The sequence below is a fragment of the Alcaligenes pakistanensis genome (assembly GCF_014652815.1).
Taxonomy (GTDB): Bacteria; Pseudomonadota; Gammaproteobacteria; order Burkholderiales; family Burkholderiaceae_B; genus Alcaligenes; species Alcaligenes pakistanensis.
In genome coordinates this window covers 387,066-409,463 of record NZ_BMZN01000004.1, presented here as the reverse complement: position 1 = coordinate 409,463, position 22,398 = coordinate 387,066, and the positions used below count along the sequence as shown (strand labels likewise).

Genomic DNA, 22,398 nt, shown 5'->3' with positions numbered 1-22,398 from the left:
TGCCTACATGATAATGAGAATAGTTGTTAATATCATGTGCTTCCGGCTTTTCTCATTTGATCCATGTCCCGTTCCCCCACGTCCAAAAAACCTTGGCTCGCCTATTATGGCGAGCTGATCGGCGTGTGGGCGCGACGCTCGGGTAACCGGGCCGAGGCGGAGGACGCCACCCACGACGTCATGGTGCGCGCCCTGGAAGCCGACTGGCCTGGTCTGCCTAACCCCAATCCGCGTGCTTACTTTCATCGCAGCGTGCGCAATCGCTTGATTGATGTGCATCGTCATTCCAACTTCTTGGAAACCGTGCCTTTGCATCAGTTGGGGGAGGACGAGCACCCCCTGGAGCGCGACCCCGACAGCTCCATACGCACTGCGCAGTTACTGTCTTCCTTGAAAGAGGCCCTGAGCGAGTTATCTCCCAAATGTCGGCAAGTCTTCTTGTGGCACCGGCTGGAGGGATATACTCAAGCGGAAATTGCAGACAAGCTGAACATTTCCGTGAATATGGTCGAGAAATACATGATCCAGGCCATGCGCCATTTGCGTGAACGCCTTAAAAATCATGCTCCCCATTAAGTGAGCAATTGGCACTTGTCCCGCGCAGACAAGACACGCAATTTGGCGGTCTGCTTTTTGTAATTTGCTGCTTCCCATGACTTCAGAAACTTCTTCCTTTCCTGACAATCCCCATGATGCCGCTGCCTACTGGTTTGCTCGCGTGCACTCGGGTGATTTCAGCGTGGCGGAGGAAAAGCGGTTTCTGGAATGGAGAAGGGCTGATGGTCAGAATGAGTTCGAGTATCGAGCCTTGGAGAGTATCTGGCAGAGTAGTTTGTTGATTCCCGATGGGGAGTTACGGGAGATGCTGGATGAGGATGACGGGGCTAATGTCGGTTCGGCTTCAAATGCTGGTTCTGCTGTGATTTCGGCCTCTGGTTTTGCTTCTGTTTCTGACTCTGATGAGAGATCGATTTTGCCGTCTGGGTCTAGGTCTGGATCTGAGGCTAGGTTTGGTTCTGGATCTAATCCGTCATCGGTGTTGAGTTCGACAGCACCAGAGACTTCAATTTCGTACTTTGGCTCGGTTTCAGATGAGCATTCATCAACGACATCGAGTAGGGAAACGGCCTCCTTCGCAGTGCCTCCCAACGCGGCAAGACGCCGTTTTCTCTGGCAAGGAGCCGCGCTCGGTGCTGTCGTAGTGTTAGGCGCAGGCGGTGCTTACCTAGCCCAGCAAGATACTGTCAGCCATGCCCTGAGCTATGCCACTGCCTTCGGTGAGCAAAGAACCGTATCGCTGCCAGATGGCTCCGAAGTCCACATGAATGTGTCCACGGAATTGGTACTGCATTATCAGGCGCATCGACGTCAGCTCACCTTATTGAAAGGGGAGGCAACCTTTGCAGTTCGAACTGATAAGAACCGTCCCTTCATCGTGGATGCCGGGCAAGTGCAAGTCGAAGTTACGGGTACCGTGTTCAATGTGCGTCGACATGCACAAGGGAATGTCGACGTGGCCGTGACTGAAGGCTCAGTCAACGTCTCGTCCGGGCCTTGGTGGAATCGCAAACAAGCGTCGCTGACACCGGGCATGTTGGCGCAAGGTAGTGAAGAACAGGCATGGTCGGTGCAGCAAACGGATGTAGCTGCACGCACCGCTTGGCGGCAAGGTAAGGTGGTGTTCCGGGATCAGACTTTGGATGAAGTCGTTCAGGAAATGAACCGCTATCTGCCAGAACCGATTGAACTGATGGACGAAAAACTGAAACGCCTGCGTATGGCGGGTGTTTTTAATATCGAAGATGCACAGGGCTTTTTATTGGCGTTGCAGGAGCAGTTGCCGGTGACGGTGGTCTCGCGTTCGGATGGGCGGGTTGGGGTGGATGTAGAGCGGTGATGTAGATGGGGTTTGCAGTAGACGGATCTGGGTTTTATTTATGACTGCTTTCGGACGAAAGCAGTCGTCGGAACTAGACTCCAAGTACAAGTGCTACTCAGATGTGGGAGACGTCGCGTGATGGAAGTCTCTTTACTTCGCGAGTACTATTCGAGCCTTGCTTTCATTCAGCCAATATTCATGCTTGCGAAAACGAAATGACCTGTCTTATTTGCAGCGCGTGTCCTACGATCAAGTCGCACCTGATTCCGCGGGTAATGGCTACAGAGGTCCAAGTTGGGAAAGCGCATGCCTTCGTATTACCCTCATGCCCTGGGTATCTCGAGAGTCAGTCAGGCCTTTGGGACTCAAGTATCCTCTGTGGACACTGTGATTCGTCTATTGGCCGTTTTGAAGAGAGCACCGCAAAGGCGTTCGTATCGCTACGGAATGCTGGAGTAGGTATGCAGGAGTTCAAGGTGGTCAGTGCTGAACAGGCGCCAGACGTCACATTGCGCTTCTATGCTGCGCTGCTCTGGAAATACGCAGTTACTCGCCGCGAGCTTGGCAAGATCGACCTCGGCCCCTACAAAAGTGAGCTTCAGCGCGTCGCCTTTGAGGGAGCTCCTATCCCCAACTTCTTCGATGCCGTGCTAATGCGTCTTCGGCTCAGCCCCGACGATGCTGGCGTCTTCGCCTATCGTGCTCCCAAGCCAGATCGCAAGGAAGGCCTCAACATGTATCGGGTAATGGTCGGCGGGATTCTCGCCTTCGTCAAAGTCGATCAGCGTCCTTGGGCTACCCCCCTCTTCAGGGGCATTGCGCTTAGCAGCGCAACTACCACCCGAGCATTGGTGGTAGCAGCACAAAATTTTGAGGAATTCAAGATATCTCAAGACTTGGCGTATGGGAATAGTCGTGTGTCGGCCTTCCTTGATAAGCAGGATGCATACGCTGCTCAGAATGCCTGACGTCGTGCGAGCGGGCCGATGTCGTTTTGTCGACAACACATCGATCCGCTCGACTTGATCGGCAAGCATTAGCAACCGAAGAACGAACGACAGCAACGGGTCGGAAGCAGACATACAAATGGGACGTCTATCAAAAAGTTGTCTAAGTGGGGGCAGTTCAAATGCGTACGCAGCTTAACTTATTAGACTACTAATTGGGCTGCCTCACTCCTTGGCTGCTCGTTGCTGATACGTTCCTCCAATCTCCCATTCAGGGTTTTCCGCCCCCCGTCCGTTGTACCTATGAAGGCAGGTTTTTCGCACGCTTCGTGCGACCGGCCCCATCCTTTGGCCAAAGGGATACCCATTCGTACATCTACAGGACCTCTGTCTGTTAGGAAGACCTCTGTGACTCTCCGTTCCTCTCGTTCTCACTCCCCGGTTGGGGGGCGCGCGGCTCGTTTCCCTTTGGCTGCGCCGACCTTGACGCTGGCGCTTGCCCTGGCCTTGTCGGCGACGCTTGTTCCCTCTGTCTCTCTTGCCCAGAAAGCTGATGTGACGGTCTCCATTCCGTCCTCGTCTTTGGGTGATGCCTTGCTGCAATTAGGCCAGCAAACGTCTTTCCAGTTTATTTACACCTCGGATCTGGTGCGTGGCATCAAGGCTCAGGCTGTCTCTGGCCGCATGGCGCCGGAAGCGGCGTTGGACAAGTTGCTGCAAGGCAGCGGCATTGCTTATACCCGTACTGGCAACACGATTCATCTGCGCAAGAAACTGGATGTAGAAGAGTTGGCGGCCATCAAGGTGCGCGCTTCCAGTCCGGTTACGGAAGGCTCGGGCTCATACACGGCAGCAGGGCCTAGCCGCACGGCGACGGGTTTTGATCTGTCTTTACGCGAAACCCCTCAGTCCATCACTGTCATGACGCGCGAGCGTCTGGATGACTTCAATTTGTACAAATTGTCTGACGTGCTGGAGCAGACTCCCGGTGTGTCGGTAGACCAGCAAGGTGATGCCTTCAACTTTGCGATTCGTGGCTCGGCGGTGAATATGCAGACCGACGGGCTGCGGCATAAGGCCAGTGGCTGGCTGATCAATACCCAGGCCCATTACTCCATGGATGATATGGCCGAGATTGATCGTATCGAGGTTCTGAAAGGCTCGTCCGGACTGATGACCGGGGATGGTGCTTATGGCGGCACGGTGAACATGATTCGCAAGCGTCCCACAGAACAGTTTCAGGCCAGTATTGGGGCCGCAGCGGGCAGTTGGGATAACTATCGGATGGATGCCGATATCAGCTCGCCTTTGAATGAAAGTGGTTCCGTGCGCGGGCGTCTGGTTGCTGCAGCGGCTGATGGCAAGGGTTTTCAGGATTATGTGAAGGCCAGCAACAAGACCTTTTACGGGATTGTGGAAGCGGACCTGACGGATCGCACGACGTTAAGCGTCAGTTTTACGCAGAAGAACCGTACTCAAAAAGGTGCAGCCGGGACGGCCATGATTCAGGCTTATGCGGCAAACGGAGAGTTTCTGGGAATGAAGCCGCGGGAATTTAACGTGGCAGCGCCTTGGTCTGGCTATGACCAGAAAGTTAGTACCTTGTATATGGATTTGACGCATCGCTTTGATAACGATTGGTCGGCCACCTTGAAAGGCAGTCTAGATAAAACGGTGATGCCGGGTGGGCAAGAAGGGGTCTGGTTTACGGCCAAGCCGGCGGTGGTGGACCTGACCTGGTCTCGCGATTATGAAACCCGCAACCGCAATCTGGCCCTGGAAGTGCAGGGACCATTTAACTTGTTCGGCCGCCAGCACGAACTGCGTTTTGGGGCGGATACGTATCGGACCACGACGGAGTCGTACGCCGGTGGCGAGCGCTTTAGCAATGTCGATCTGGATTACGTGGGGGGCGGCGGTGTTCTGGAGATACCCGACTTCACCACCATGCCCATTGATAACCACAGCTACTTCAGCTCGCAGCGCAACTCCTTGTACGCGGCGGGTTTGTTCAGTCTGGCCGATCCGGTGAAGTTGATTGGCGGCATTCGCTATACCGATTTCAAGCAGTTTGATGAAACCCCATATTCCTACAGCAATAACGATTTCAAGCAGCATGGGGTGTTGACGCCCTACGCCGGTCTGGTGGTGGATCTGAATGATCAGATCTCTGTCTATGGTAGTTATGCCAGCATCTTCAAAGCTCAAAGCGCCAAGGATATTGATGGCAATACGCTGGACCCGGAACGCGGCCTGACTTACGAGCTGGGCGCAAAAGGTGAGTTCTTCAATGGTGCTTTGAATGCCAGCGTGGCTCGCTTTTGGATGAAGACAGACAATACGGCGGAGTCTACTGGTGAGGTTCGCCCCACAGGTGAAACTATTTATCGTGCGGTTAACGGTGCTACTCGCCGTGGTTACGAGCTAGAGCTGTCGGGTGAAGTGGCCCCAGGCTGGCAATTGCAGGGCAGCTATGTGCAAAACAGCAGCAGCCTGCAGGTGACGGACGTTGTGCCCAAGCACCAGTTCAAGCTGGCTAGCAGCTACCGCTTTGGGCAGGCCGTGCCTGGTTTGGCGGTCGGTGTGGCAGCGCGTTGGCAAAGCAAGGCCTCGGCTCGCTTGATGGATCAGCCTTCGTACTGGGTGTTCGACATGATGGCCCGTTATCAGGTGAACAAACATCTGAGCGTAGGTGCCAACGTGAACAACGTGTTCGATAAGAAGTACATGTCTGGCTTGAGGGACTTTGGGCGTATTCAGTATTCCTGGGGGGCACCAAGAAACGTCACGGTGAATATGCGTTATCAGTTCTGAGCCAGAGGAGGGAAGGGCTGTGAAAGCCTGACTCTGCCTATGGTAATGAGTATGAAAAAAGCCACCCGTTTGGGTGGCTTTTTGCTGCCGGGCTCCAGCCTCGTTCCAGATCTGCTATCCAAAGACTGCAGGGTGGAGTGTTGCCAGTGTGTGCCAGCCAAGTTTTGTAGAACGAGGCTAGACCCGGCTGCTACAACACGGTTCTTGGTAGAACCGTGTTGTGTCCATCACAACTTAGCGTACGCTTTGCGCCGCCAGGCCCAATGCCAAGTCTTTCTTCATGCGTTTCTTGTAGAAAGGCAGGCAGATAAACAGAGCCAGGAACCAGAAAGGGGTCGCCATCAAACCAATCAAGGTTTCTTCTTCCTGGCTGAACAAGTACAGCGCAAAAGCAAAGAACACCAGCGTCAGATAGCACATGGGAATCGCAAACGGCATTTTGTAGGTCGATGTGGCATGTGCTTCAGGGCGAATGCGGCGGTACTGCAAGTAGGTGATCAGAATCACCGCCCAGACAAAAATAAAGCAGATGCTGGCTACGGTGGTCACAATCGTGAATACGCGCATAACATCGCCTTCTGCGTAAAGCAGGAATAGGCTGGACAGCAAGAGGGCGCACGAGTAGATAAGACCATTGCGAGGGGTACCGTTACGCGACAACTGGCTGAATGCTTCTGGAGCCAGCTTGTTTTTGGACAGACCGTACAGCATGCGGCCTGTCGAGAACATGCCGCTATTGGCCGAGGACAAGGCCGAGGTCAGCACCACAAAGTTGATGATGGCCGCTGCAGCACCCACGCCGATCAGCAAGAACATATTCACAAACGGGCTCTTGTTGGGCGCGACAATATCCCAAGGGGTGACGGTCATGATGGCGGTCAGTGCCAGCACGTAAAACACAATCACACGGATTGGGATTTTGTTGATGGCTTTGGGCAGATTTTTGGCTGGATCAGCAGTTTCTGCCGACGCCGTACCCACCAACTCAATCCCCACAAAGGCAAAGATGGCGATCTGGAAGGCGGCAAAGAAGCCGGTGATGCCATTGGGGAACATGCCACCACGATCCCACAAGTGGGTCAGGCTGGCTTTCTCGCCGGTTGGGCCGACGAAACCGCTGAACAGCAGATAGGCGCCCACACCGATCAGGGCAACAATGGCAACGATCTTGACCAATGCAAACCAGAACTCCAGCTCGCCAAACAATTTGGCCGATAGCAGGTTAAAGATCAGCAAGAAGGCAATACACGCCAGGCCCGGTAACCACAATGGAATGTCAGGCCACCAGAATTGGGTATAGCCGGTAATGGCGACAATATCTGCGATGCCAATGACCACCCAACAAAACCAATAACTCCAGCCCAGAAAGTAGCCCATGGTGGGGCCCAGAATGTCGGCGGAGAAATCCACGAAAGATTTGTATTCCAGGTTATGCAGGAGCAACTCCCCCATTGCCCGCATAACAAAAAACAAAAAGAACCCAATGATCATGTATGTAAACAAGACCGAGGGTCCGGCCAGGCTAATGGTACGGCCTGACCCCATAAATAGCCCTGTACCGATAGCGCCTCCAATTGCTATCAGTTGCAGGTGCCGGTTTTTCAACGAGCGCTGCAGTCCAGATGAATGTTGCTGAGACACACTGTTCTCCTAGTTTTTTTTTCGTTCAAATGCGTAATTATGACTGTGCTGCGAGAAAACAAAGGGCACAACCCGTCCTCAAGGACGGTTTTCTTGATGCCGATCTAAATAGGGTATGGAGCGCACAGCAGTCCTCCTTGTTCTGACGACATGAAATGTCAAAACAGACCTGTGTGCGAATAGAAATGGGAATAGGTGGTGTATGTCAGGCGGCCAGAAAATGGCACCCGACTATCTGCTCATAGATAGGCTCCGGACGAATAGGTGAACAGAGGCCATATAGCCTCTGTACCCCCTCTGTCCGTTTACCTGAGAGCTTATCCATCGGCGGGCGATGGTCCCCTTCGGTGGGCACTGATGTGCCTCTCTCCAGAACGTCAAGGGTTCAAGATTCTTTTGCCTGAGAGATTCCGGGGTCGTTGCTCCGTCGGCGCTTCATCAAGTGAAGACTCTCACCTGAACCGTTATTGACGCAGGTATTGTATAGACAGGTAAAAAGTGCTGGCTACTATCGTTAACCTGTAGGGTTTTAATGAGAATAATTCTTGTTTATTGATGAATTTTGTGGCTGGAGAATCAGCCTACAATACGCGCTATCTGGCAATTTCTGCGCTTGGCAATATGGTCGAATCAATTCTGCAACTTATCGAGCAACACGGTCTGTTGATTGTGTTTTTCAACGTTCTGGTGGAACAGGCGGGGGCTCCCGTGCCTGCTTATCCCGTCCTGGTGGTCACAGGCGCTTTGCATGAGTCTGGCGGGTATAGCTTGTGGGCTTTGTTGGGCGTGGCGGTCCTGGGGGCGATGATTGCAGACTACGGTTGGTATCTGGCGGGACGTCGTTACGGTGGTAAGCTGCTGGCCCTCTTGTGTAAGATTTCTTTGTCGCCGGATTCCTGCATTCGGCAGACTGAATCCATTTATATGCGCTGGGGAGCACCGTCTTTGATGGTGGCCAAGTTCATTCCTGGCTTTGCCTCGATTGCCAGCGTTCTGGCGGGTACGGTGGGTACGCGTAAACGCAGCTTTTTGCTTTACGACATTATCGGGGCCACGATCTGGTCGGGTTCGGCTGTGTTTTTAGGCTCTTTGTTTAGCTCGGCGGTGGACGAATTATTGAATGTGCTGGTTGGCCTGGGTGTGTTGGGCGGGATATTACTGGCCTTGGCTTTAGCTGTGTTCGTTGCCAAGAAATGGTGGCAGCGTCACCGCTTTATCAAGTCCTTGTGCATGGAGCGGGTTAGCGTGCAAGAGCTGCACCAGATGCTGTCCTCGGACACGCCTCCTGTCATTGTGGATGTACGCTCGGCCTTTATTCAGGCGCAGGGGCGGATTCCGGGGGCGGTGACCTTGGCACTGGGGGAAGCGACCTTGAGTCTGGTCACCGACGGGGAAATTGTTGTGTATTGCGATTGCCCCAACGAGGTGTCAGCGGCACTGGTTTCCAAGCGCTTGCTGCAAAGTGGTTATAGCCGGGTGCGCCCTTTGGAGGGGGGGCTGGAAGCGTGGCAGGCCGCCGGTTTTGATGTGCAGCGGGATCAGGCACAGAGTAGCGCCAGTTAAAAAATGGCAGGCATAGAGTCTATGCCTGCTGGATAGCTGCTGCATCAATACAGGTTTTCGCTACGTGACTGACGGTGCGCCTGAGCCAATGCGGCGGCGACCAGTAGCCCTCCGATTACGCTGATATGGTCTTGCACCAGCGCCTGCTCCAGAAAGGCCTCCAGACCTTGCATTTCCCAGAAGCGATGTGCCAGAGGGATGGTGGATAAGGTAAAAACACTGAGCATCAGCGCCCCTAACCAGGCCAGGCGGCTGGCGCTTAGCAGCAGCCATGTGCCCAGCAATTGCACCACAATAGTCAACAGTGCAAACAAGCTTTGTGGTTCAAGTCCGAAGTGCGCCATTTCCATTTTGGCCGCGTTGAAGTCCCAAACTTTGTTTAGCCCGCTCCACCAGAAAATGTAGGTTAAAAGCAGGATGGCCAGCAGATAAAACAGTCGGGACCGCAGTATTTCTTGTATGAAGTGATTCATGATGCTCCTCCTTGGATGCTCAGATCATGGTTTATGCACTGAGGCTTCCAGCGTCGAACGTGCCACAGCCAGTGTTTTTTGACTCATGACCAGCCCCCCCATGACGAGCGCTACTCCCACCAGTTGCAGGGACGTGGGCCAGACTCCTTTGATCAGCGCATCCAGAATAAAAGCGGTCACGGGTACCAGCAGCATGAAGGGGGCCACGGTCACTGCACCCAGCTGTTTGATGGCACTGAACCATAGGGCGAAGGGGCCAGCTGTCAGTACGGTTGCCAGCAGGAACAAACCCACCCAATGAATTGGAATGATCTGGGTAGGAATATCCTGGGTCAGCAACGCAATCAGGCTTAGCTCAACGCCAGCAATCAGCAATTGCCAACCGGTAAAACCCAGCAGCGGGATCGGTGGCGCACCCCATTTGTTCATCAGTACGCCGCCAGTGGCAATGGATAGCATGCTACCCAGGGCGGCAAAAATGCCGATCATATCCAGGTGGGCCTGACTGGACATCACCACCAAGGACACGCCCAGTGCGCCTAAGAGGACAGCACCAATGCGCATCAAAGCAGGGCGAGCACCCAGAATGCCCCAGGCAATAAAAATGGTAGCCAGCGGGGTGAGAGCCTGGAAGATGGCGGCCACGCCACCGGGAAGGCGAGTGGCGGCAATAAAGAACAGACCAAAAAACAGGCCGGTGTTCAAGGTGCCCAGCACAGCCAGACGTCCCCACCAAGCACGGGGGGGCAAGCTGCGGACCAGTACCAGCAAGACGATGGCGCCACCCAATGCCCGGACAGCAGCCAGGAACAAGGGGTTAGGCGGTAGCCAGGTGGTGGTCAGTATGTAGGTAAAGCCCCAGAGAATAGCGGCAATGGCCGCGGCCAGTTTGGCGTTCATGTCGATGCACTCCCCATTATGAATAGTTGCTTGAGGAGACTATAGAAGTGCGACGATGGCTTGAATAGATGGGAATATGGTCATCAGCGTTCCATAATTAGAACGACTATGAGACTACTTCGTTTGGGGCGTGAGGCCGGGAATTCAGGAGGTGGGAGTATGCAAAATAGTCACGAATTCCTGGCCCAGAAAGTCCAGGAGGGCACGTACGGCTGGCACCAGGCCTCGGCGTGATGGGAAGACGGCGTGCACGACACCGGGTCGAGGATTCCATCCGGGAGCGACATCGACCAGCCTGCCATCCTGCATAAACGGAGCGACCAGCATGGCGGGCATTTGCACTACCCCAATGCCTTGCAGCGCGGCTTGCAGCAAGGTCATGCGGTCATCACAGACCAGACGGGGTTGATACGGTACTTCCATCGATGTGTTTTCTGCCGTTTGCAGTTGCCAGATGGGGCTGCGTAGCAGGTGCTCGTCGCTTAAGGCGGGCCAGCTTCCCAGTAAATCCAGCGTTGGCAGTCCGCCCATACGCTCGATCAAGGCGGGGCTGGCGACTAGATACTGTGTGCTCTCGCCCAAGACTTTCATGACCAGACCGCTATCTTCCAGGGGAGGAAAGCGGACGCGCAGAGCCACATCAAAGCCTTCGCGAATGACGTCTACACGGCGGTTGGTACTTTCAATTTCCAGTTTGACCTGGGGATACTCCGCCATATAGCGGGCCAGCAAGCCATTGACCCCGTAATCGAGCAAAGCCAATGGGCAACTGATGCGCACCGAGCCCTGTGGTTCGCTACGATGACGCTCGATTATTTCTTGGGCGGAATCTGCTTCTACCAGCATGGCAAGGCAGCGCTGGTAATACATCTGGCCGATTTCCGTCACGCTGAAATGACGGCTGGAACGCTGGATCAGGCGTACGCCCAAGGACTCTTCCAATAAGGTGATGCGTCGGCTTAACTTGGATTTTGGAATGCCCAAGGCTCGTCCGGCAGGCGCAAACCCACCGTGGTCCACGACTTGTACCAAGTAATAAAGGTCGTTCAGATCGCGCATGGACTGGAGTTTGGTGTCAGGCATGTGGGGGGCGTGTTGCTAATGCGTATAGGAAAGTTAGGGCCCTATGCTAACAAGGACGCCGCTTCATGGCAGGCATCTTCTCAGCGGCGAAAGGCTTAGGGCCCTATTCCAAGGCTTACATTTCCGGTGGAACTGGGCAGCCCAAATCACCTTCTTGGCAGGATAAATAGGTTTTGAAGTCTTTGACACGAGTTTGGGTAAGTTCGTTGCGGCAACTGGTGATCAGCATGGGATGTACGCTGCCACCTTGAGTTTTAAAAGCCGCAAAGTCGCACTCGGCATCGCGGAAACTGACCCAGGCACGTTGAGCGTTACGTAATGCCTTCAAGTTGTCGCCATCGTCTTTCAGGCGAGTGCTGATTTCTTTATAGAGTTTGTTGAGTTCAGCGTCCGTGCTTTTGTACTCGTTGTTAACGCATTGATTGATTGCGCTTTGGTCGGTCAGGCTGTCGCAATCGGCCGCCTGTACGGAAGAGATACTTGCCATCACGCTCAGTCCTAAAGCGATAAGGCCGGTGTGCAATGCTTTCTTCATGTAATTCTCCGGTTTGGTCGGGCTTTCTTGCTCGTATGTAGCGTGATCAAGCGCCAAGGGATGGGCATAGCGGGCGGCGTTTGATCTGTGCATTTCGCTCAAGAGTAGGGTGTAAATCCTACTATATAAGAGAGTCTCGTCTTGGAGGTTGCGATCTGTTTGTGGATTAAATGATGTTCGATGATGTGCGTTGGCCCTGTATAGCATTGAGCCGCATCGCTTTGAACTGGTTGGGTGCCCAGTTCAAGCCGATGCGGCTCAATAGTCCTGCGTGTAGCGATCCGTGATGCTTAGTCGTCGTTGGCGTGCAGAAAGCGGTACACCAATGCACCGATAACTCCGCCTATCAATGGAGCCACCCAGAACAGCCACAGCTGCTCCATGGCCCAGGTGCCCTGGAACAAGGCAACGCCGGTAGAGCGAGCAGGGTTTACCGAGGTGTTGGTGATGGGGATGCTGATCAGGTGAATCAAGGTCAATGACAGGCCAATCGCCACACCAGCCAGGCCTGCATGACCGCGTTTATGCGTGGCACCCATGATGATGAACAGGAAGAAGGCTGTCAGCACAATCTCTGCAATCAAGGCAGCGTTGCGGCTGTAGTTGTCTGGCGAGTGTTCGCCAAAACCGTTGGATGCAAAGCCAGCAAGGGGATCAAAGCCGGTTTTACCGCTGGCGATCAGGTACAGCACGCCGCCAGCAAGAATACCGCCGACCACTTGCGCGACGATGTAAGGAATGGCCTCGCGAGCTGGGAAGCGCCCACCGGCAACCAGACCCAGCGTTACAGCAGGGTTAATGTGGCAACCGGAGATATTGCCGATGGCATAGCACATGGTCAGCAAGGTCAGGCCAAAGGCCAGGGCGACACCTGCAAAGCCAATTCCCAGTTCCGGATATGCGGCGGCGAAGATTGCGCTTCCACAACCCCCAAAGACTAACCAGAAAGTGCCCAGCGTTTCTGCGGTGCATCGTTTAAGTAAAGACATGATATTGCCCTGTGAGTAATTTGACACGGCATGAGTCTATAGTTAATTGAAATGACCGGAATCAAGGCAAAGGAAAATAAATGTCAAAGTTTTCTTTTGTTGATGGTGGGTGTTTTTTTATTGTAGTTGTTAGAAATATTTTTTATGTGGTGGTGCTGTGTCACTGGTAGGGTTTTGTTTTGTTTGTGACGAGTTGGTGTGATTTGGATGAGGCTTAGCAGAGGGAGAGGGATAGTACAGATTACTGATTTTTATGGATATTTTTGATCTTGGAAAGAGGGCTGAAGGAGAAGGGTAGGAGGTAGGAGGTAGGAGGTAGGAGACTGGGGTTTTGTTAGTTTTCCTTATATGAGATTTTTTATTTATTATTTTTCTTTCTGCATTTAAGTCTTTGTTTCTTTGTTTCTTTGTTTATCTGTTTTTTTGTGTGTTTTCTTGGTTTTGTTTTTTTGTTTTTTTTTGTTTTTTTTGTTTTTATTTATTCGATTTAAATTTTATTTTTCATTCTAATTGTAATTAACCTATTTGATTTATCGCATGTAAGCTCTTTGTTTTATTGAGCCCCTTCTCTGCAAAAACCTGAACTCAGCAGCGTATAGTGCCACCTTGATGTCAGCACTATCGATCACCTCTACCCATTTCCAGCCTGGAAAAATCCCATGTCCCAGCCTCTATACGACCAAATCCTTGCCCTTGAGGAGCGTTTGTTCAATCGCTCTACCCGTAGGAATGTCGCTGAGCTAAGCCAGTTGTTGGCAGACGAATTTGTGGAATTCGGCGCTCGGGGTGTTGCATGGGATAAGGCGGAGGTGTTGGAGTCTTTGCCGGAGCAGCAATTTGTGCAGCGGCGCTTAAGTGGTTTCAAGCTGACGATGCTGGCCGAGGATGTCGTCTTGGCAACCTATATATGCACCATGCCCGGCAGCGAGGGTTTGCAAGGCTCTTTGCGCAGCTCAATCTGGCGGCAGACGCAGGGCCGTTGGTTGATGGTGTTTCATCAAGGGACCCAAATCGCTGAGGAATGAGGGGTGAATGGCTGACGAAGGATATGTCAGCCCTCAACCCGTCGAACAATGATCTACGGCCTTGGCTATCAGCAAGATAACTCCGGGCCGTCCTCTTTCCCTTCTTAAAGACTTTGCTGAATAAAAGCCGCTGTGGCAGGGGAGACATGTTGGAAGTCAAAGGCCTGGTGATACAGATCGCCGCTCTTGGCTTCTACTGTTAACCATAGCTGGTGCTCCAGTTTGCTGTCAGGCGGTATGGCGATTTCCACCGCTCGTGTCCAACGCGCGCCCCCAAACGCTTGTCGGGGCGAGGGCTTGGTTTCTGGCTTGTTGATTTGCAGATAAGCACTGCGAATATCCGTGTCGCAGGTCTCGCAAAAGCGGATCTGGAAGGCTTTGGTGTGGGGGCCGGAGCCGGAGCTGGCCGGTGCGTGCGCATTGGTTTCGGCCAAGACAAAACGCCACGGGCCAATTTGGCCTTGTAATGCATCTTCCCGGAATACGGGAGCGGGCCCCAACTGAGCGAGGTAGGCAAGAAATGCCACCGGGATGGCCAGCAAACTGCCAGCAAAAATCAGATTGCGTGGGGAGATGCTGACCGGCACTTGGGCGGTAGAGACAACGGGCTCCTGGGATTCTGTATTTGAGTCTTTAGCACCTGCTTTGGCGACCGGGGCAGGGCGGGCACGTACGGGTTTTTTTTCTTGCCAAGGCCACCAGGGCAGGTAGAAGGCTAGGCCCGCTCCGGCCATGGTCAGCCAACCCAACCAGGAAACGACGCCCATGCTGGCTCCCCATCCCTCCACACACAGTGCCAGAGCCAATGCCAGCAGGGGCCAGCCTATGATACGAAATACCAGGCGCTCTCGTTTAGAGGCGCTGCGATGCAGTAGAAACTCACCCTGCCTATCACTGGCCAGCGCCAGACAGATGAAGCCCGCCAGACTACTGATAAAGACGGCCAGATTCAGCCACAGACTGGTGTTAATCATGACAAGGCTCCTGCAGGGATCAGCAATAAGCTCAGCAGGGCGATCACCGCGCTGGGCAAGACCATGCCGATCCATGCACGGGTGGCGCTTTTAGTGCTGAACACCCACATCACGGCGATGGTGTACCAGACAAAGCTCAACATATTGGCCGCTAGGACTGCTTGCCCTTTAGGCAAAGGCCAGAGCAGGGTCAGCAAGACCGTGGCCGCAGAGGCCAGTGCGTAACCGCCGACGGTGGCCGCCACAATGCGCGAGAAAACCTGCAGGCGATAGCTGGAAGTCAGGCTACTCATGAATTGGCTCCTACTGTCTGCAGACCAGCGTTGGCTGTTGCTTTGGCTTTCAGGCTGGCAATCTGCCATTTACGTTTCATTTTGATGGCGATATAGGCAAAGGTAGCGGCTAAGCCAAACATGGTCAGATCAAAGCCAGCCAAGCCCCAGTCGCCATACGGTAGGGTGATACCCAGGTGACGATCGGTGGTCAGCATGTTCAAAAGCGGGATCAAGGCATAGGCAGCCGCTGTCAGCCAAAGCAGTTCCAGCCAGGCGCGTTTCAGGGGCCGCCAGGTAGCGAACAGAAAAGACCAACCCCAGACCAGGAACAGGGCATGGAATTCCCACGCAGCACGGTCGGCCATCGTGACAGGCAAGAGGCGATTGGCCCAGAAGTAGGCCGCAAGACCCAGCGGTAAACCGGCCAAGGTGGCTGCATTCAAAATTTCCACCAAACGCAAGCCCGCAGCATCAAAGCGCTCGGAGGTGCTTAGACTGGCGTTTTTTGCTGTGCGTTTTTGATGTTGGGTGCGGCGCTTTACCGTCCACAGCACCAAGCCGGTTCCAATGACGGCGCAGCCTAGCAGGCCAGAAATAAAATACAGCCAGCGCAACCACCACTCTGCAAAAACGCCTTCATGCAACGCCAGCAGAACCCGTTGGGTGTCGCCGGTCAGGTTGCTGGTGTCTTCTTGCTCCATCGCACTGCCGTCCAGGGCGTTAAAACGCAGCGTTTCAGCGCGGGTCCAGTACACGCCAGTCACTCCCGTGCGGCGCAGCTCGACATAAGGCTGACTGTCTTGCGGGTGGGTGATTTGCACCGAGGCAATGCTGTTTTTACCCCACTGCTGTTCAGCGCTTTGCGCCATCGTAGTCAGCGATGCCTGGGGCAAGGATACCGGTAGAAAGTCACGTTTCTGGTTGCGAATATCCTGAAAGTAAGCCTGCCGTCCTGCGTCGCCCGTGCCGTACATGACATCCCGCCCCGAGGGCATATAAATGGACATGAAAAAGATCAGGCCGGTGTAGGTAATCATCAGGAAAAAGGGTAGGGACATCACGCTGACGATGTTGTGCGCATCCAGCCAGGAGCGCTGCCCCTTGCCGGGCCTGAAGGTAAAGAAATCGGTGAAAATTTTCTTGTGCGTTACCACTCCGGTAATCACGGCCAGCAGCATTAACATGGTGCAGATACCGACCAGCCAGATAGCAACCGGGTAGGGCATATAGTGCAGGGCATAGTGCATGCGGTAGAGCCCAGTGCCACCGGCAGTGGCGCGGGGTTCGATCTCTGGCTGGATCTGCCCGGTGGCCGGGTCCAGGGTTTCACCCCCGCGACGCCCTCGTTGGCCAGGTTGGGGCATTTCCTCCCAGCCTATGGACAGCCCTTGGGTGGCACGCGGGTTCAAGGCTTGATGCGGCAGGGTAATGCTCCAGGCTTTGGACTCAGGCGCATGGGCCGCCAGCTGTGTCAGCGCCAGATCCAACATGGTGCTGGTCTGCTCAGGCATGATTTGTGCGGGTAGGGGACGCTCGGGTTCCATCCAGCGGGTGATTTCATCGTCGACATAACCGGCGGTGCCGGTCACGAAAACGAAAAACAAAATCCAGCCCACCACCAGACCGACCCAGGTATGCAGCCATGCCATACATTGACGAAATGACTCTTTCACGCTGACGCGCCTCCTACTTCAACACCGTGTCGGGTGTTGGATTGATAAGCATAAAACCGAGAAAAGCCGTGCTTGCCGGGCAACTGGGGTGATGGATACGTTCCATCATTCTTATTAGCTGCGCTCATCACGAACTCCCGCTCTTTTTAGGGGGCGGGTAGTGGGTGATCAAAGGGAAAAGAGGGCATCAGGCTGGTAATAATCGCAGAATAATAGCAATCATTCTCATTCTTATGTGGAAATAATTCAGCTTTTGGGGCTTTCTGCAGAATTTAGTGTGGCGCCATAGCTGTTTTGGCATTGCCCATAGGGGAAATGGGCTTGTGGGGCCTGTCGGACAGCGTATTGATCAACAGGTGTTAGAGCACAACAAACAGTAGCCACACCACTACCGGAGCGATGACCGTGACGGCGGCACCGTACAACAGCAACTGACGGAAGAAGACATCACGTGATATGCCCTGTGCATTGGCCAGTACCAGTGCGCCATTGGTAGAGAAGGGGCTGACGTCCACAATGGTGGAGGACACCGCCATGGCCGCGATAAAGCCCACCGCTCCCACACCGCCATCGCCTTGCAGAAAAGGCACGGCCAAGGGAATCAAGGAACCCAGAACGGCAGTTGAAGAGGCAAACGCTGACACCACAGCACCTACAAACAGCAGCAACAAGGCGGCCATGAGTGGAGAGGTCAGCTGGGCGACGCTATGGCCCACAAAATCAATTGTGCCCATGGACTCCAGTACACCGACATAGGTGCTCACGCCCACAATCAGCATGATTTCCGGCCAGGACACTTGCCCCAGAGCGCGTTTTTGCAGATTGGGGGCCATCAAGGTCAGAACCAGGCCGATGGTAATGGAGGTGAAGCCAATGTCCTGCTTGAAGAACAAGGTCAGCACAGCCAGGATGAACAGACCAAGCAGGGTGGCGACCCGGTACCAATGGGGGGATTCGCCAACTCCATTGCTGGCTTCGACCAAGGCATCCGGGCTTTTCTGGGCTGTTTTCCGTTCTTCACCAAATGCTTCGGCTTCGGCATCGCCAAACACTTGCGGGCCACCCGAACCATGTGCCACGCGGGCTACCTTGACCTCGGCCGAGCCTAAGTCCACTTTCTGGCGCATCAGCTTCAGGCCGCCCATCCAGACGAACAGCAAAATGGACACAGCCAGGTTGATACCCAGACTGGCCATCATGGTGGCCATTTCACTCAAGGGTAAACCGGCAGCGCTGACCACCCGATTGGTAATGCCGCCATAAATACTGATAGGAGAGAAGCCGCCCCCTTGCGCGCCATGGATGACCAGCAAACCCATCAGCAAGGGGCTGATGCCGTATTGCCGGGCAAAGCCTAAAGCAATAGGGGCAATGATGGCTACCGCTGCTGGGCTGACCGCGCCGACTGAGGTCAGGGCGGCGGTGATCAAAAACATGATCCAGGGAATGGCGGCGATGCGTCCGCGTACGGCCCGAACAGCCATGCTCACCAGCCAATTGATGGTGCCGTTGTTCTGGGCCAGCGCAAATAAATAGGTGATGCCGGCCAGTGTCAGAAACAGGTCAGCCGGAAAGCCGCCCATGATTTCTTTGGCACCCATACCCGCCACCAGCGTACCGACTAAAAAAGCGCCTACGAAGGCAATAAGCCCCATATTGATGGGCAGGGCCGTTGCCAGTACGAACATGCCTCCTAATACGGCAATGGATAGCCAATGCATATGTCTCGTCTCCTCGTAATTGAACCTTTTGCAGGTTTCTGGAGATGACCATATCAGTGGCGGTATAGGGCTATCAATAAAGCTTATGGCTTTAACGTTACGTTAAACGTAAAGATCAGTCAGGCAGGCGATGGTTTAACTTTAAATCAGCTCGGCCAGGACGTCGCGGCTGTGAATGGTGCGCCCAAAGTGGTGTTTCCACAGTTTGATGCCCAGCTCTCCCGACCGGTCCAGGGACGAGCCTACAGTCAGATCGGTAATCAGGGTGGGGTGAAGCCCGGCATCAAACAAGGCAAAGCCTGCCGCCAGCACGCAGGTATCGGTTTGAATGCCGCAGACCAGAATGCGATCTGCTTGGCTTTGCTTTAAATAGTCCAGCGCAGCTGGACTGGGCGCGTAACCGTGTTTGATGAAAATCTGCTTGGCATTAACCAGACAGCGGTCAGTGCGCGGTGGGCACCAGCCCAGCTGGCTGGAAAAGGGCGTTTGGGATTCGTCATGCAATTCGATCAGAGCCGCGCAGGGCATACGGGTACTAAGAGCGTTGATGCCCTCAATCAGCCAAGGGGGCGGTGAAAAGCAGCCTTGCACATCGACAACAAGCAGGATCTGTCGCATAGCGGGAGTCTCAAGAGCAGCGCATCAGGAGGGCCAGACGGAGTTTGTCTGGACTGTTTGATGGCAGGAATGAAGCTCTTATTGAAACACGGAGTCAGGCTGTTTTGCGGGTCCAGCACAGGCGTGAGCCAATGACAATTCCCACCACCGCTAATAGGGAGCTGATCGACAGCGTAGACAGGCCGCTCAAGCCTTGGCCTATGGTGCAACCCAGGGCCAGGACGCCGCCCACCCCCATTAAGGTACCGCCTGCGATAGAGCGCAACATCTGGTGGGGGGATTCAAAGCCCTCCAGCTTCCAGCGACGGCGCAGCAGGGCACTAAGTAGGGAGCCAACCAGCACACCGACCACAATCATGATGGTGAAACGGGGGCTCATACCGGTGGAGATCATGGCGTACTGAATGGTTTCGCCAATTGGGGCTACAAAGCTGAGCGAGCTGATGGGCAGGGGCTCGAAGGGATCATCGCCCAGCCAACCTGTGCTTAACCAAGCGGCCACAATCAGCAAGCCTACAAAGGCTCCGGCCAGAAGGTCGTTCAAACGCTGGCCGTCCTGCCGGCGTCTCAAGGCAAAAACGAATAAGGCTGCGACGATCACGATGATCAGAATAGTTTTGGGCAGACCATCAGCCAGAGTAGCGGCAGGCAAGGTAAGGCTGCTTAGTGGCGCGATGCTCATTCGCAGCGGGGCTAATAAGCCGGTCAAGGTCATATAGGCCGCAATGCCCAGACAGAGCAGTACGACCAAGGAGCGCAGATTGCCCTGTCCCAGTAAAACTAGTGCGCGTGCGCCACAGCCATTTGCCAAGGTCATGCCTGCACCAAACATCAGGCCACCAACAGGCACCAGCAGCCAGGAAAAAGTCGGGTTCAGGTACAAGGACTGGGACAGGTTGACCAGGCCATTGCCTGCCACCAGCTGTGTTCCGGCCAGGGCAACGGCCAGCGCCAGGGCAAAGCCCTGGAGCTTATAGCCGCTGCGCCCGGACCAGCGCTCGGTCAAACCACGATAAAAGCAAAAACCACTGAGCTGGCCGCAAATGCCAAAGAGCAGGCCAATGGCCAAGCTGACCCACAGTACAAGTTCTGTATTCATCATTTGCGCTGGATGTTAAGACCGGGTTATAGATTTAGCCTTTGGTGCCCCAGATGTCCCGGCTGATGGCGGCATACCAGGCTTCGCCATATTGGGCTTCCTGCTTGCGGAACGCCGCACTGGCTTCTTTGGGGCTGACCCCGCCGGATGCTTCAGCCAGTTTGTCGTCGGCAAAGGCATATAAATGCCCCACGGAAATGCCGTAGTCGGGGGCGATCAAACTGTAGCAGGTATTGCTCAGTGTGGCCTGTGGCGTGGGCTTGCCGCTGAGTGCATTAATGATGGAGGCGGCTGCCAGCTTGGCTTGTGTGTTGGCCGAAAAACCCGACTTGGGCATGGGCGAAGCAATGGTCGCATCCCCCACCACATAGATGTCCTTGACCTGCTCGGACTCAAACGTGTGCGGGTCAATCGGTACCCAACCGCTAGCGTTGGTGACGCCGGCTTGCTCGGCAATTGCTCCGGCTTTTTGAGGCGGAATGACGTTCAGCACATTGGCCTTATGAATCTCGCCAAACTCGGTTTCTACGCTGAGTTTAGCGGCATCTACGCGGGTAACTTTGCCGTCTTTGGAGAAGGGTACCCATTCGATCATGTCGCCATAAACTTGCTTCCAACCGTCCTGGAACAAGCCTTGTTTGGAGAAGTTGTCCTTGGCATCCAGAATCAGAATCTTGGATTTGGGTTTGTTTTGCTTGAAGTAGTGGGCCACCATGCTGGCGCGCTCGTAGGGGCCGGGCGGGCAGCGGAAGGGATTTTCAGGGGCCACCATAATGAAGGTGCCGCCATCGGGCATGGCGTCCAATTGGCTTTTCAGCAGACGGGTTTGATCACCGGCTTTCCAGGCGTGCGGAGCCAGCAAGGAAGCGGCCTCGTCATAGCCTTCTAATGTGTTCCAGCGAAAATCAATGCCGGGCGAGAGCAGCAGCTTGTCGTACGACAGCTTCTGGCCTTTGGCCAGCGTCACTGTTTTGGCCTGGGAATCGACTGCGGTGGCAAGGTCGTGAATTACGTCAATACCGGCAGCACGCAAATCGTCAAAGCCGTGGCCTTGCTGTTCAAAACGGCGTAGCCCAGCCAGATACAGATTGGTGAACGGGCAGGTGTAGAAGGTTTGGGCGGGTTCAATCAGCGTCACTTTCAGGGACGGATCACCGCGCTTCAAATAACGGGCAGCGGTCGCACCACCAAAGCCGCCACCGACCACAATCACATGGGCAGTGCTGCTACGTGCATAGACGGGCAAGGTGCTCAAGGCCAAACCGGCGACACCGGTTTTACCGACACGGCTTAGCCATTCACGACGGGAAGAGTTCAAGGGGGTGCTCATTCTTAACGTCCTTGCACAGCGCTGCGAGGGGTGGGGGAAACTTCAGAGAAATAACGGGCCAGGGCTTCCAGATCCGCGTCCTGGTAGCCTTTGACCAGACGGCTCATGATGGTGGTGCCAGCAGGTGGTGTTTCCGAGGCAAAGGCGCGCAGTTGTTCCAGCAAAGCCGCTTCAGGGCGGCCAGCCAGTGAGGGAATAATGGTCGTGGAACGCCCGTCCGGGCCGTGACAGTTCGCACAGGAGCTGGCTACAACCTTGATATCCAGCGTCGTGGAACTGGCCCATAGCGGTGCGGCGGCACTGCTGGCCGCCAACACGGCAGGGGCAATCAGGAGACGACCTACGAGAGAGAGGGACATGGGCATTCTTCTTGTCAATGTGCATCGTTGTAGGAAAGGACGCTCAGCGTAGCATTACCCTTAAGCCCGCCCAGTATGACTATATAGAACGCTGTTATGAACTCAGCGCCCAAAGTGGGCGCTGAAGCTGCGGGTTGGGTGATCGGCTGTGAATGCGGACTTGAATCAGTCCTGGATCGTCAGTTCGGTCTGGCCATTGATGATGCTGCCTTGATCGTCCGTCCAGCTCATTTCCAGAGCGCCGGATTGCCGCGCGACAAAGGTAAATTCGATATAGGGGTTTTGCGAAATCGCGGTTTCCGGCTGCCAGTTGAACAAAGGCTCACCGTTAAAGGTGGCTTTGAAGTCGTGGATGATGTTGCGAGGAACCGCCTGGCCTTCTTTATTCAAACGCAGACCGCTTTCCATGCGGTGCTCGACCAGGGCGCGCACGCGCACCAACTCGCCCGTTTTGGGCTTGGCATTGCTGATCCAGATACGTGGTTTACTCATGGGTGCCC

Annotated in this window: 21 protein-coding genes, 1 pseudogene and 1 riboswitch; of the genes and pseudogenes, 7 read left to right on the top strand and 15 right to left on the bottom strand. The window is 54.6% G+C overall.

What is annotated here, in order from left to right; all coding sequences use genetic code 11:
- The first annotated feature begins 63 nt into the window (after positions 1-63).
- From IE156_RS14745 to IE156_RS14730, 5 genes and pseudogenes are all read left to right on the top strand, one after another.
- Entirely contained in the window at positions 64-576 is a 513-nt protein-coding gene (locus IE156_RS14745; RefSeq protein WP_189393303.1) for an RNA polymerase sigma factor, read from the top strand.
- Between the two features lie 76 nt (positions 577-652).
- Positions 653-805 (top strand): annotated as a pseudogene (locus IE156_RS18610) (FecR/PupR family sigma factor regulator); the annotation flags it as partial.
- Positions 806-1,201: 396 nt separating this feature from the next.
- Entirely contained in the window at positions 1,202-1,897 is a 696-nt protein-coding gene (locus IE156_RS18450; protein ID WP_229841382.1) for a FecR family protein, read from the top strand.
- A 443-nt stretch (positions 1,898-2,340) separates the two neighbouring features.
- Positions 2,341-2,847, top strand: coding sequence for a hypothetical protein (locus IE156_RS14735; RefSeq protein ID WP_189393301.1), 507 nt, complete (start codon positions 2,341-2,343; stop codon positions 2,845-2,847).
- A 387-nt stretch (positions 2,848-3,234) separates the two neighbouring features.
- Positions 3,235-5,640 (top strand): TonB-dependent siderophore receptor, encoded by a 2,406-nt coding sequence (locus tag IE156_RS14730; RefSeq protein ID WP_229841380.1) that lies wholly within the window; start codon positions 3,235-3,237, stop codon positions 5,638-5,640.
- 234 nt (positions 5,641-5,874) lie between these two features.
- Here IE156_RS14730 and IE156_RS14725 read toward each other — a convergent pair whose 3' ends face one another.
- Positions 5,875-7,281, bottom strand: a complete 1,407-nt coding sequence (locus IE156_RS14725; protein WP_189393299.1) for an amino acid permease — start codon at positions 7,279-7,281, stop codon at positions 5,875-5,877.
- A 378-nt stretch (positions 7,282-7,659) separates the two neighbouring features.
- Positions 7,660-7,748, bottom strand: a riboswitch (glycine riboswitch).
- A gap of 154 nt (positions 7,749-7,902) precedes the next feature.
- On the opposite strand from IE156_RS14725, the gene IE156_RS14720 reads away from it, so the two are divergent.
- Positions 7,903-8,844 carry a DedA family protein/thiosulfate sulfurtransferase GlpE gene (locus tag IE156_RS14720; RefSeq protein WP_189393298.1) on the top strand — a complete coding sequence of 314 codons (942 nt, stop codon included), beginning with the start codon at positions 7,903-7,905 and terminating at the stop codon, positions 8,842-8,844.
- 44 nt (positions 8,845-8,888) lie between these two features.
- On the opposite strand, the gene IE156_RS14715 is transcribed toward IE156_RS14720, so the two are convergent.
- The 5 genes from IE156_RS14715 to aqpZ form a co-directional block, all read right to left on the bottom strand.
- A complete protein-coding gene (locus IE156_RS14715) occupies positions 8,889-9,317 on the bottom strand; it encodes a DoxX family protein (RefSeq protein WP_189393297.1) in 429 nt (142 codons plus the stop codon).
- Between the two features lie 24 nt (positions 9,318-9,341).
- Entirely contained in the window at positions 9,342-10,217 is an 876-nt protein-coding gene (locus IE156_RS14710; protein ID WP_189393296.1) for a DMT family transporter, read from the bottom strand.
- A 144-nt stretch (positions 10,218-10,361) separates the two neighbouring features.
- Positions 10,362-11,276 (bottom strand): LysR substrate-binding domain-containing protein, encoded by a 915-nt coding sequence (locus IE156_RS14705; RefSeq protein ID WP_189393534.1) that lies wholly within the window; start codon positions 11,274-11,276, stop codon positions 10,362-10,364.
- 139 nt (positions 11,277-11,415) lie between these two features.
- Complete coding sequence (locus IE156_RS14700) at positions 11,416-11,835, bottom strand: lysozyme inhibitor LprI family protein (protein WP_189393295.1); 420 nt, start codon at positions 11,833-11,835, stop codon at positions 11,416-11,418.
- A gap of 290 nt (positions 11,836-12,125) precedes the next feature.
- A complete protein-coding gene (aqpZ, locus tag IE156_RS14695) occupies positions 12,126-12,824 on the bottom strand; it encodes an aquaporin Z (protein ID WP_189393294.1) in 699 nt (232 codons plus the stop codon).
- A gap of 659 nt (positions 12,825-13,483) precedes the next feature.
- Between aqpZ and IE156_RS14690 the strand changes: the two genes are divergently transcribed.
- Positions 13,484-13,849, top strand: coding sequence for a nuclear transport factor 2 family protein (locus IE156_RS14690; RefSeq protein ID WP_189393293.1), 366 nt, complete (start codon positions 13,484-13,486; stop codon positions 13,847-13,849).
- A gap of 104 nt (positions 13,850-13,953) precedes the next feature.
- Here the strand turns inward: IE156_RS14690 and IE156_RS14685 are convergent, their stop codons facing one another.
- From IE156_RS14685 to soxZ, 9 genes are all read right to left on the bottom strand, one after another.
- On the bottom strand, positions 13,954-14,823 hold the full coding sequence (locus IE156_RS14685; protein ID WP_189393292.1) for a DUF3325 domain-containing protein: 870 nt from the start codon (positions 14,821-14,823) through the stop codon (positions 13,954-13,956).
- Positions 14,820-15,116, bottom strand: a complete 297-nt coding sequence (locus IE156_RS14680; RefSeq protein WP_189393291.1) for a DUF3649 domain-containing protein — start codon at positions 15,114-15,116, stop codon at positions 14,820-14,822. Before IE156_RS14680 ends, IE156_RS14685 begins: the two co-directional genes overlap by 4 nt.
- Complete coding sequence (locus IE156_RS14675; RefSeq protein ID WP_229841378.1) at positions 15,113-16,771, bottom strand: PepSY-associated TM helix domain-containing protein; 1,659 nt, start codon at positions 16,769-16,771, stop codon at positions 15,113-15,115. The genes IE156_RS14680 and IE156_RS14675 overlap by 4 nt, the downstream gene beginning before the upstream one ends.
- Before the next feature lie 359 nt (positions 16,772-17,130).
- Positions 17,131-18,492, bottom strand: coding sequence for an SLC13 family permease (locus tag IE156_RS14670; protein ID WP_189393290.1), 1,362 nt, complete (start codon positions 18,490-18,492; stop codon positions 17,131-17,133).
- 141 nt (positions 18,493-18,633) lie between these two features.
- The gene (locus IE156_RS14665; protein ID WP_189393289.1) at positions 18,634-19,110 is read right to left on the bottom strand and encodes an isochorismatase family protein; all 477 of its coding nucleotides are present in this window, start codon (positions 19,108-19,110) and stop codon (positions 18,634-18,636) included.
- 94 nt (positions 19,111-19,204) lie between these two features.
- Positions 19,205-20,209 carry a YeeE/YedE family protein gene (locus IE156_RS14660; RefSeq protein ID WP_189393288.1) on the bottom strand — a complete coding sequence of 335 codons (1,005 nt, stop codon included), beginning with the start codon at positions 20,207-20,209 and terminating at the stop codon, positions 19,205-19,207.
- A gap of 34 nt (positions 20,210-20,243) precedes the next feature.
- Entirely contained in the window at positions 20,244-21,539 is a 1,296-nt protein-coding gene (locus IE156_RS14655) for an NAD(P)/FAD-dependent oxidoreductase (RefSeq protein ID WP_189393287.1), read from the bottom strand.
- Positions 21,540-21,541: 2 nt separating this feature from the next.
- Entirely contained in the window at positions 21,542-21,898 is a 357-nt protein-coding gene (locus IE156_RS14650) for a c-type cytochrome (RefSeq protein ID WP_189393286.1), read from the bottom strand.
- Between the two features lie 165 nt (positions 21,899-22,063).
- Positions 22,064-22,390 (bottom strand): thiosulfate oxidation carrier complex protein SoxZ, encoded by a 327-nt coding sequence (soxZ, locus tag IE156_RS14645; RefSeq protein WP_189393285.1) that lies wholly within the window; start codon positions 22,388-22,390, stop codon positions 22,064-22,066.
- Positions 22,391-22,398: the final 8 nt, after the last annotated feature.

What these genes read in the sequence shown, in the direction of transcription:
- IE156_RS14745 (WP_189393303.1), top strand. Translation starts at nt 64, where the DNA reads ATGTCCCGTTCCCCCACGTCCAAAAAACCTTGGCTCGCCTATTATGGC.
- IE156_RS14735 (WP_189393301.1), top strand. Translation starts at nt 2,341, where the DNA reads ATGCAGGAGTTCAAGGTGGTCAGTGCTGAACAGGCGCCAGACGTCACA.
- IE156_RS14720 (WP_189393298.1), top strand. Translation starts at nt 7,903, where the DNA reads ATGGTCGAATCAATTCTGCAACTTATCGAGCAACACGGTCTGTTGATT.
- IE156_RS14715 (WP_189393297.1), bottom strand. Translation starts at nt 9,317, where the DNA reads ATGAATCACTTCATACAAGAAATACTGCGGTCCCGACTGTTTTATCTG.
- IE156_RS14710 (WP_189393296.1), bottom strand. Translation starts at nt 10,217, where the DNA reads ATGAACGCCAAACTGGCCGCGGCCATTGCCGCTATTCTCTGGGGCTTT.
- IE156_RS14705 (WP_189393534.1), bottom strand. Translation starts at nt 11,276, where the DNA reads ATGCGCGATCTGAACGACCTTTATTACTTGGTACAAGTCGTGGACCAC.
- IE156_RS14700 (WP_189393295.1), bottom strand. Translation starts at nt 11,835, where the DNA reads ATGAAGAAAGCATTGCACACCGGCCTTATCGCTTTAGGACTGAGCGTG.
- aqpZ (WP_189393294.1), bottom strand. Translation starts at nt 12,824, where the DNA reads ATGTCTTTACTTAAACGATGCACCGCAGAAACGCTGGGCACTTTCTGG.
- IE156_RS14690 (WP_189393293.1), top strand. Translation starts at nt 13,484, where the DNA reads ATGTCCCAGCCTCTATACGACCAAATCCTTGCCCTTGAGGAGCGTTTG.
- IE156_RS14685 (WP_189393292.1), bottom strand. Translation starts at nt 14,823, where the DNA reads ATGATTAACACCAGTCTGTGGCTGAATCTGGCCGTCTTTATCAGTAGT.
- IE156_RS14680 (WP_189393291.1), bottom strand. Translation starts at nt 15,116, where the DNA reads ATGAGTAGCCTGACTTCCAGCTATCGCCTGCAGGTTTTCTCGCGCATT.
- IE156_RS14670 (WP_189393290.1), bottom strand. Translation starts at nt 18,492, where the DNA reads ATGCATTGGCTATCCATTGCCGTATTAGGAGGCATGTTCGTACTGGCA.
- IE156_RS14665 (WP_189393289.1), bottom strand. Translation starts at nt 19,110, where the DNA reads ATGCGACAGATCCTGCTTGTTGTCGATGTGCAAGGCTGCTTTTCACCG.
- IE156_RS14660 (WP_189393288.1), bottom strand. Translation starts at nt 20,209, where the DNA reads ATGAATACAGAACTTGTACTGTGGGTCAGCTTGGCCATTGGCCTGCTC.
- IE156_RS14655 (WP_189393287.1), bottom strand. Translation starts at nt 21,539, where the DNA reads ATGAGCACCCCCTTGAACTCTTCCCGTCGTGAATGGCTAAGCCGTGTC.
- IE156_RS14650 (WP_189393286.1), bottom strand. Translation starts at nt 21,898, where the DNA reads ATGTCCCTCTCTCTCGTAGGTCGTCTCCTGATTGCCCCTGCCGTGTTG.
- soxZ (WP_189393285.1), bottom strand. Translation starts at nt 22,390, where the DNA reads ATGAGTAAACCACGTATCTGGATCAGCAATGCCAAGCCCAAAACGGGC.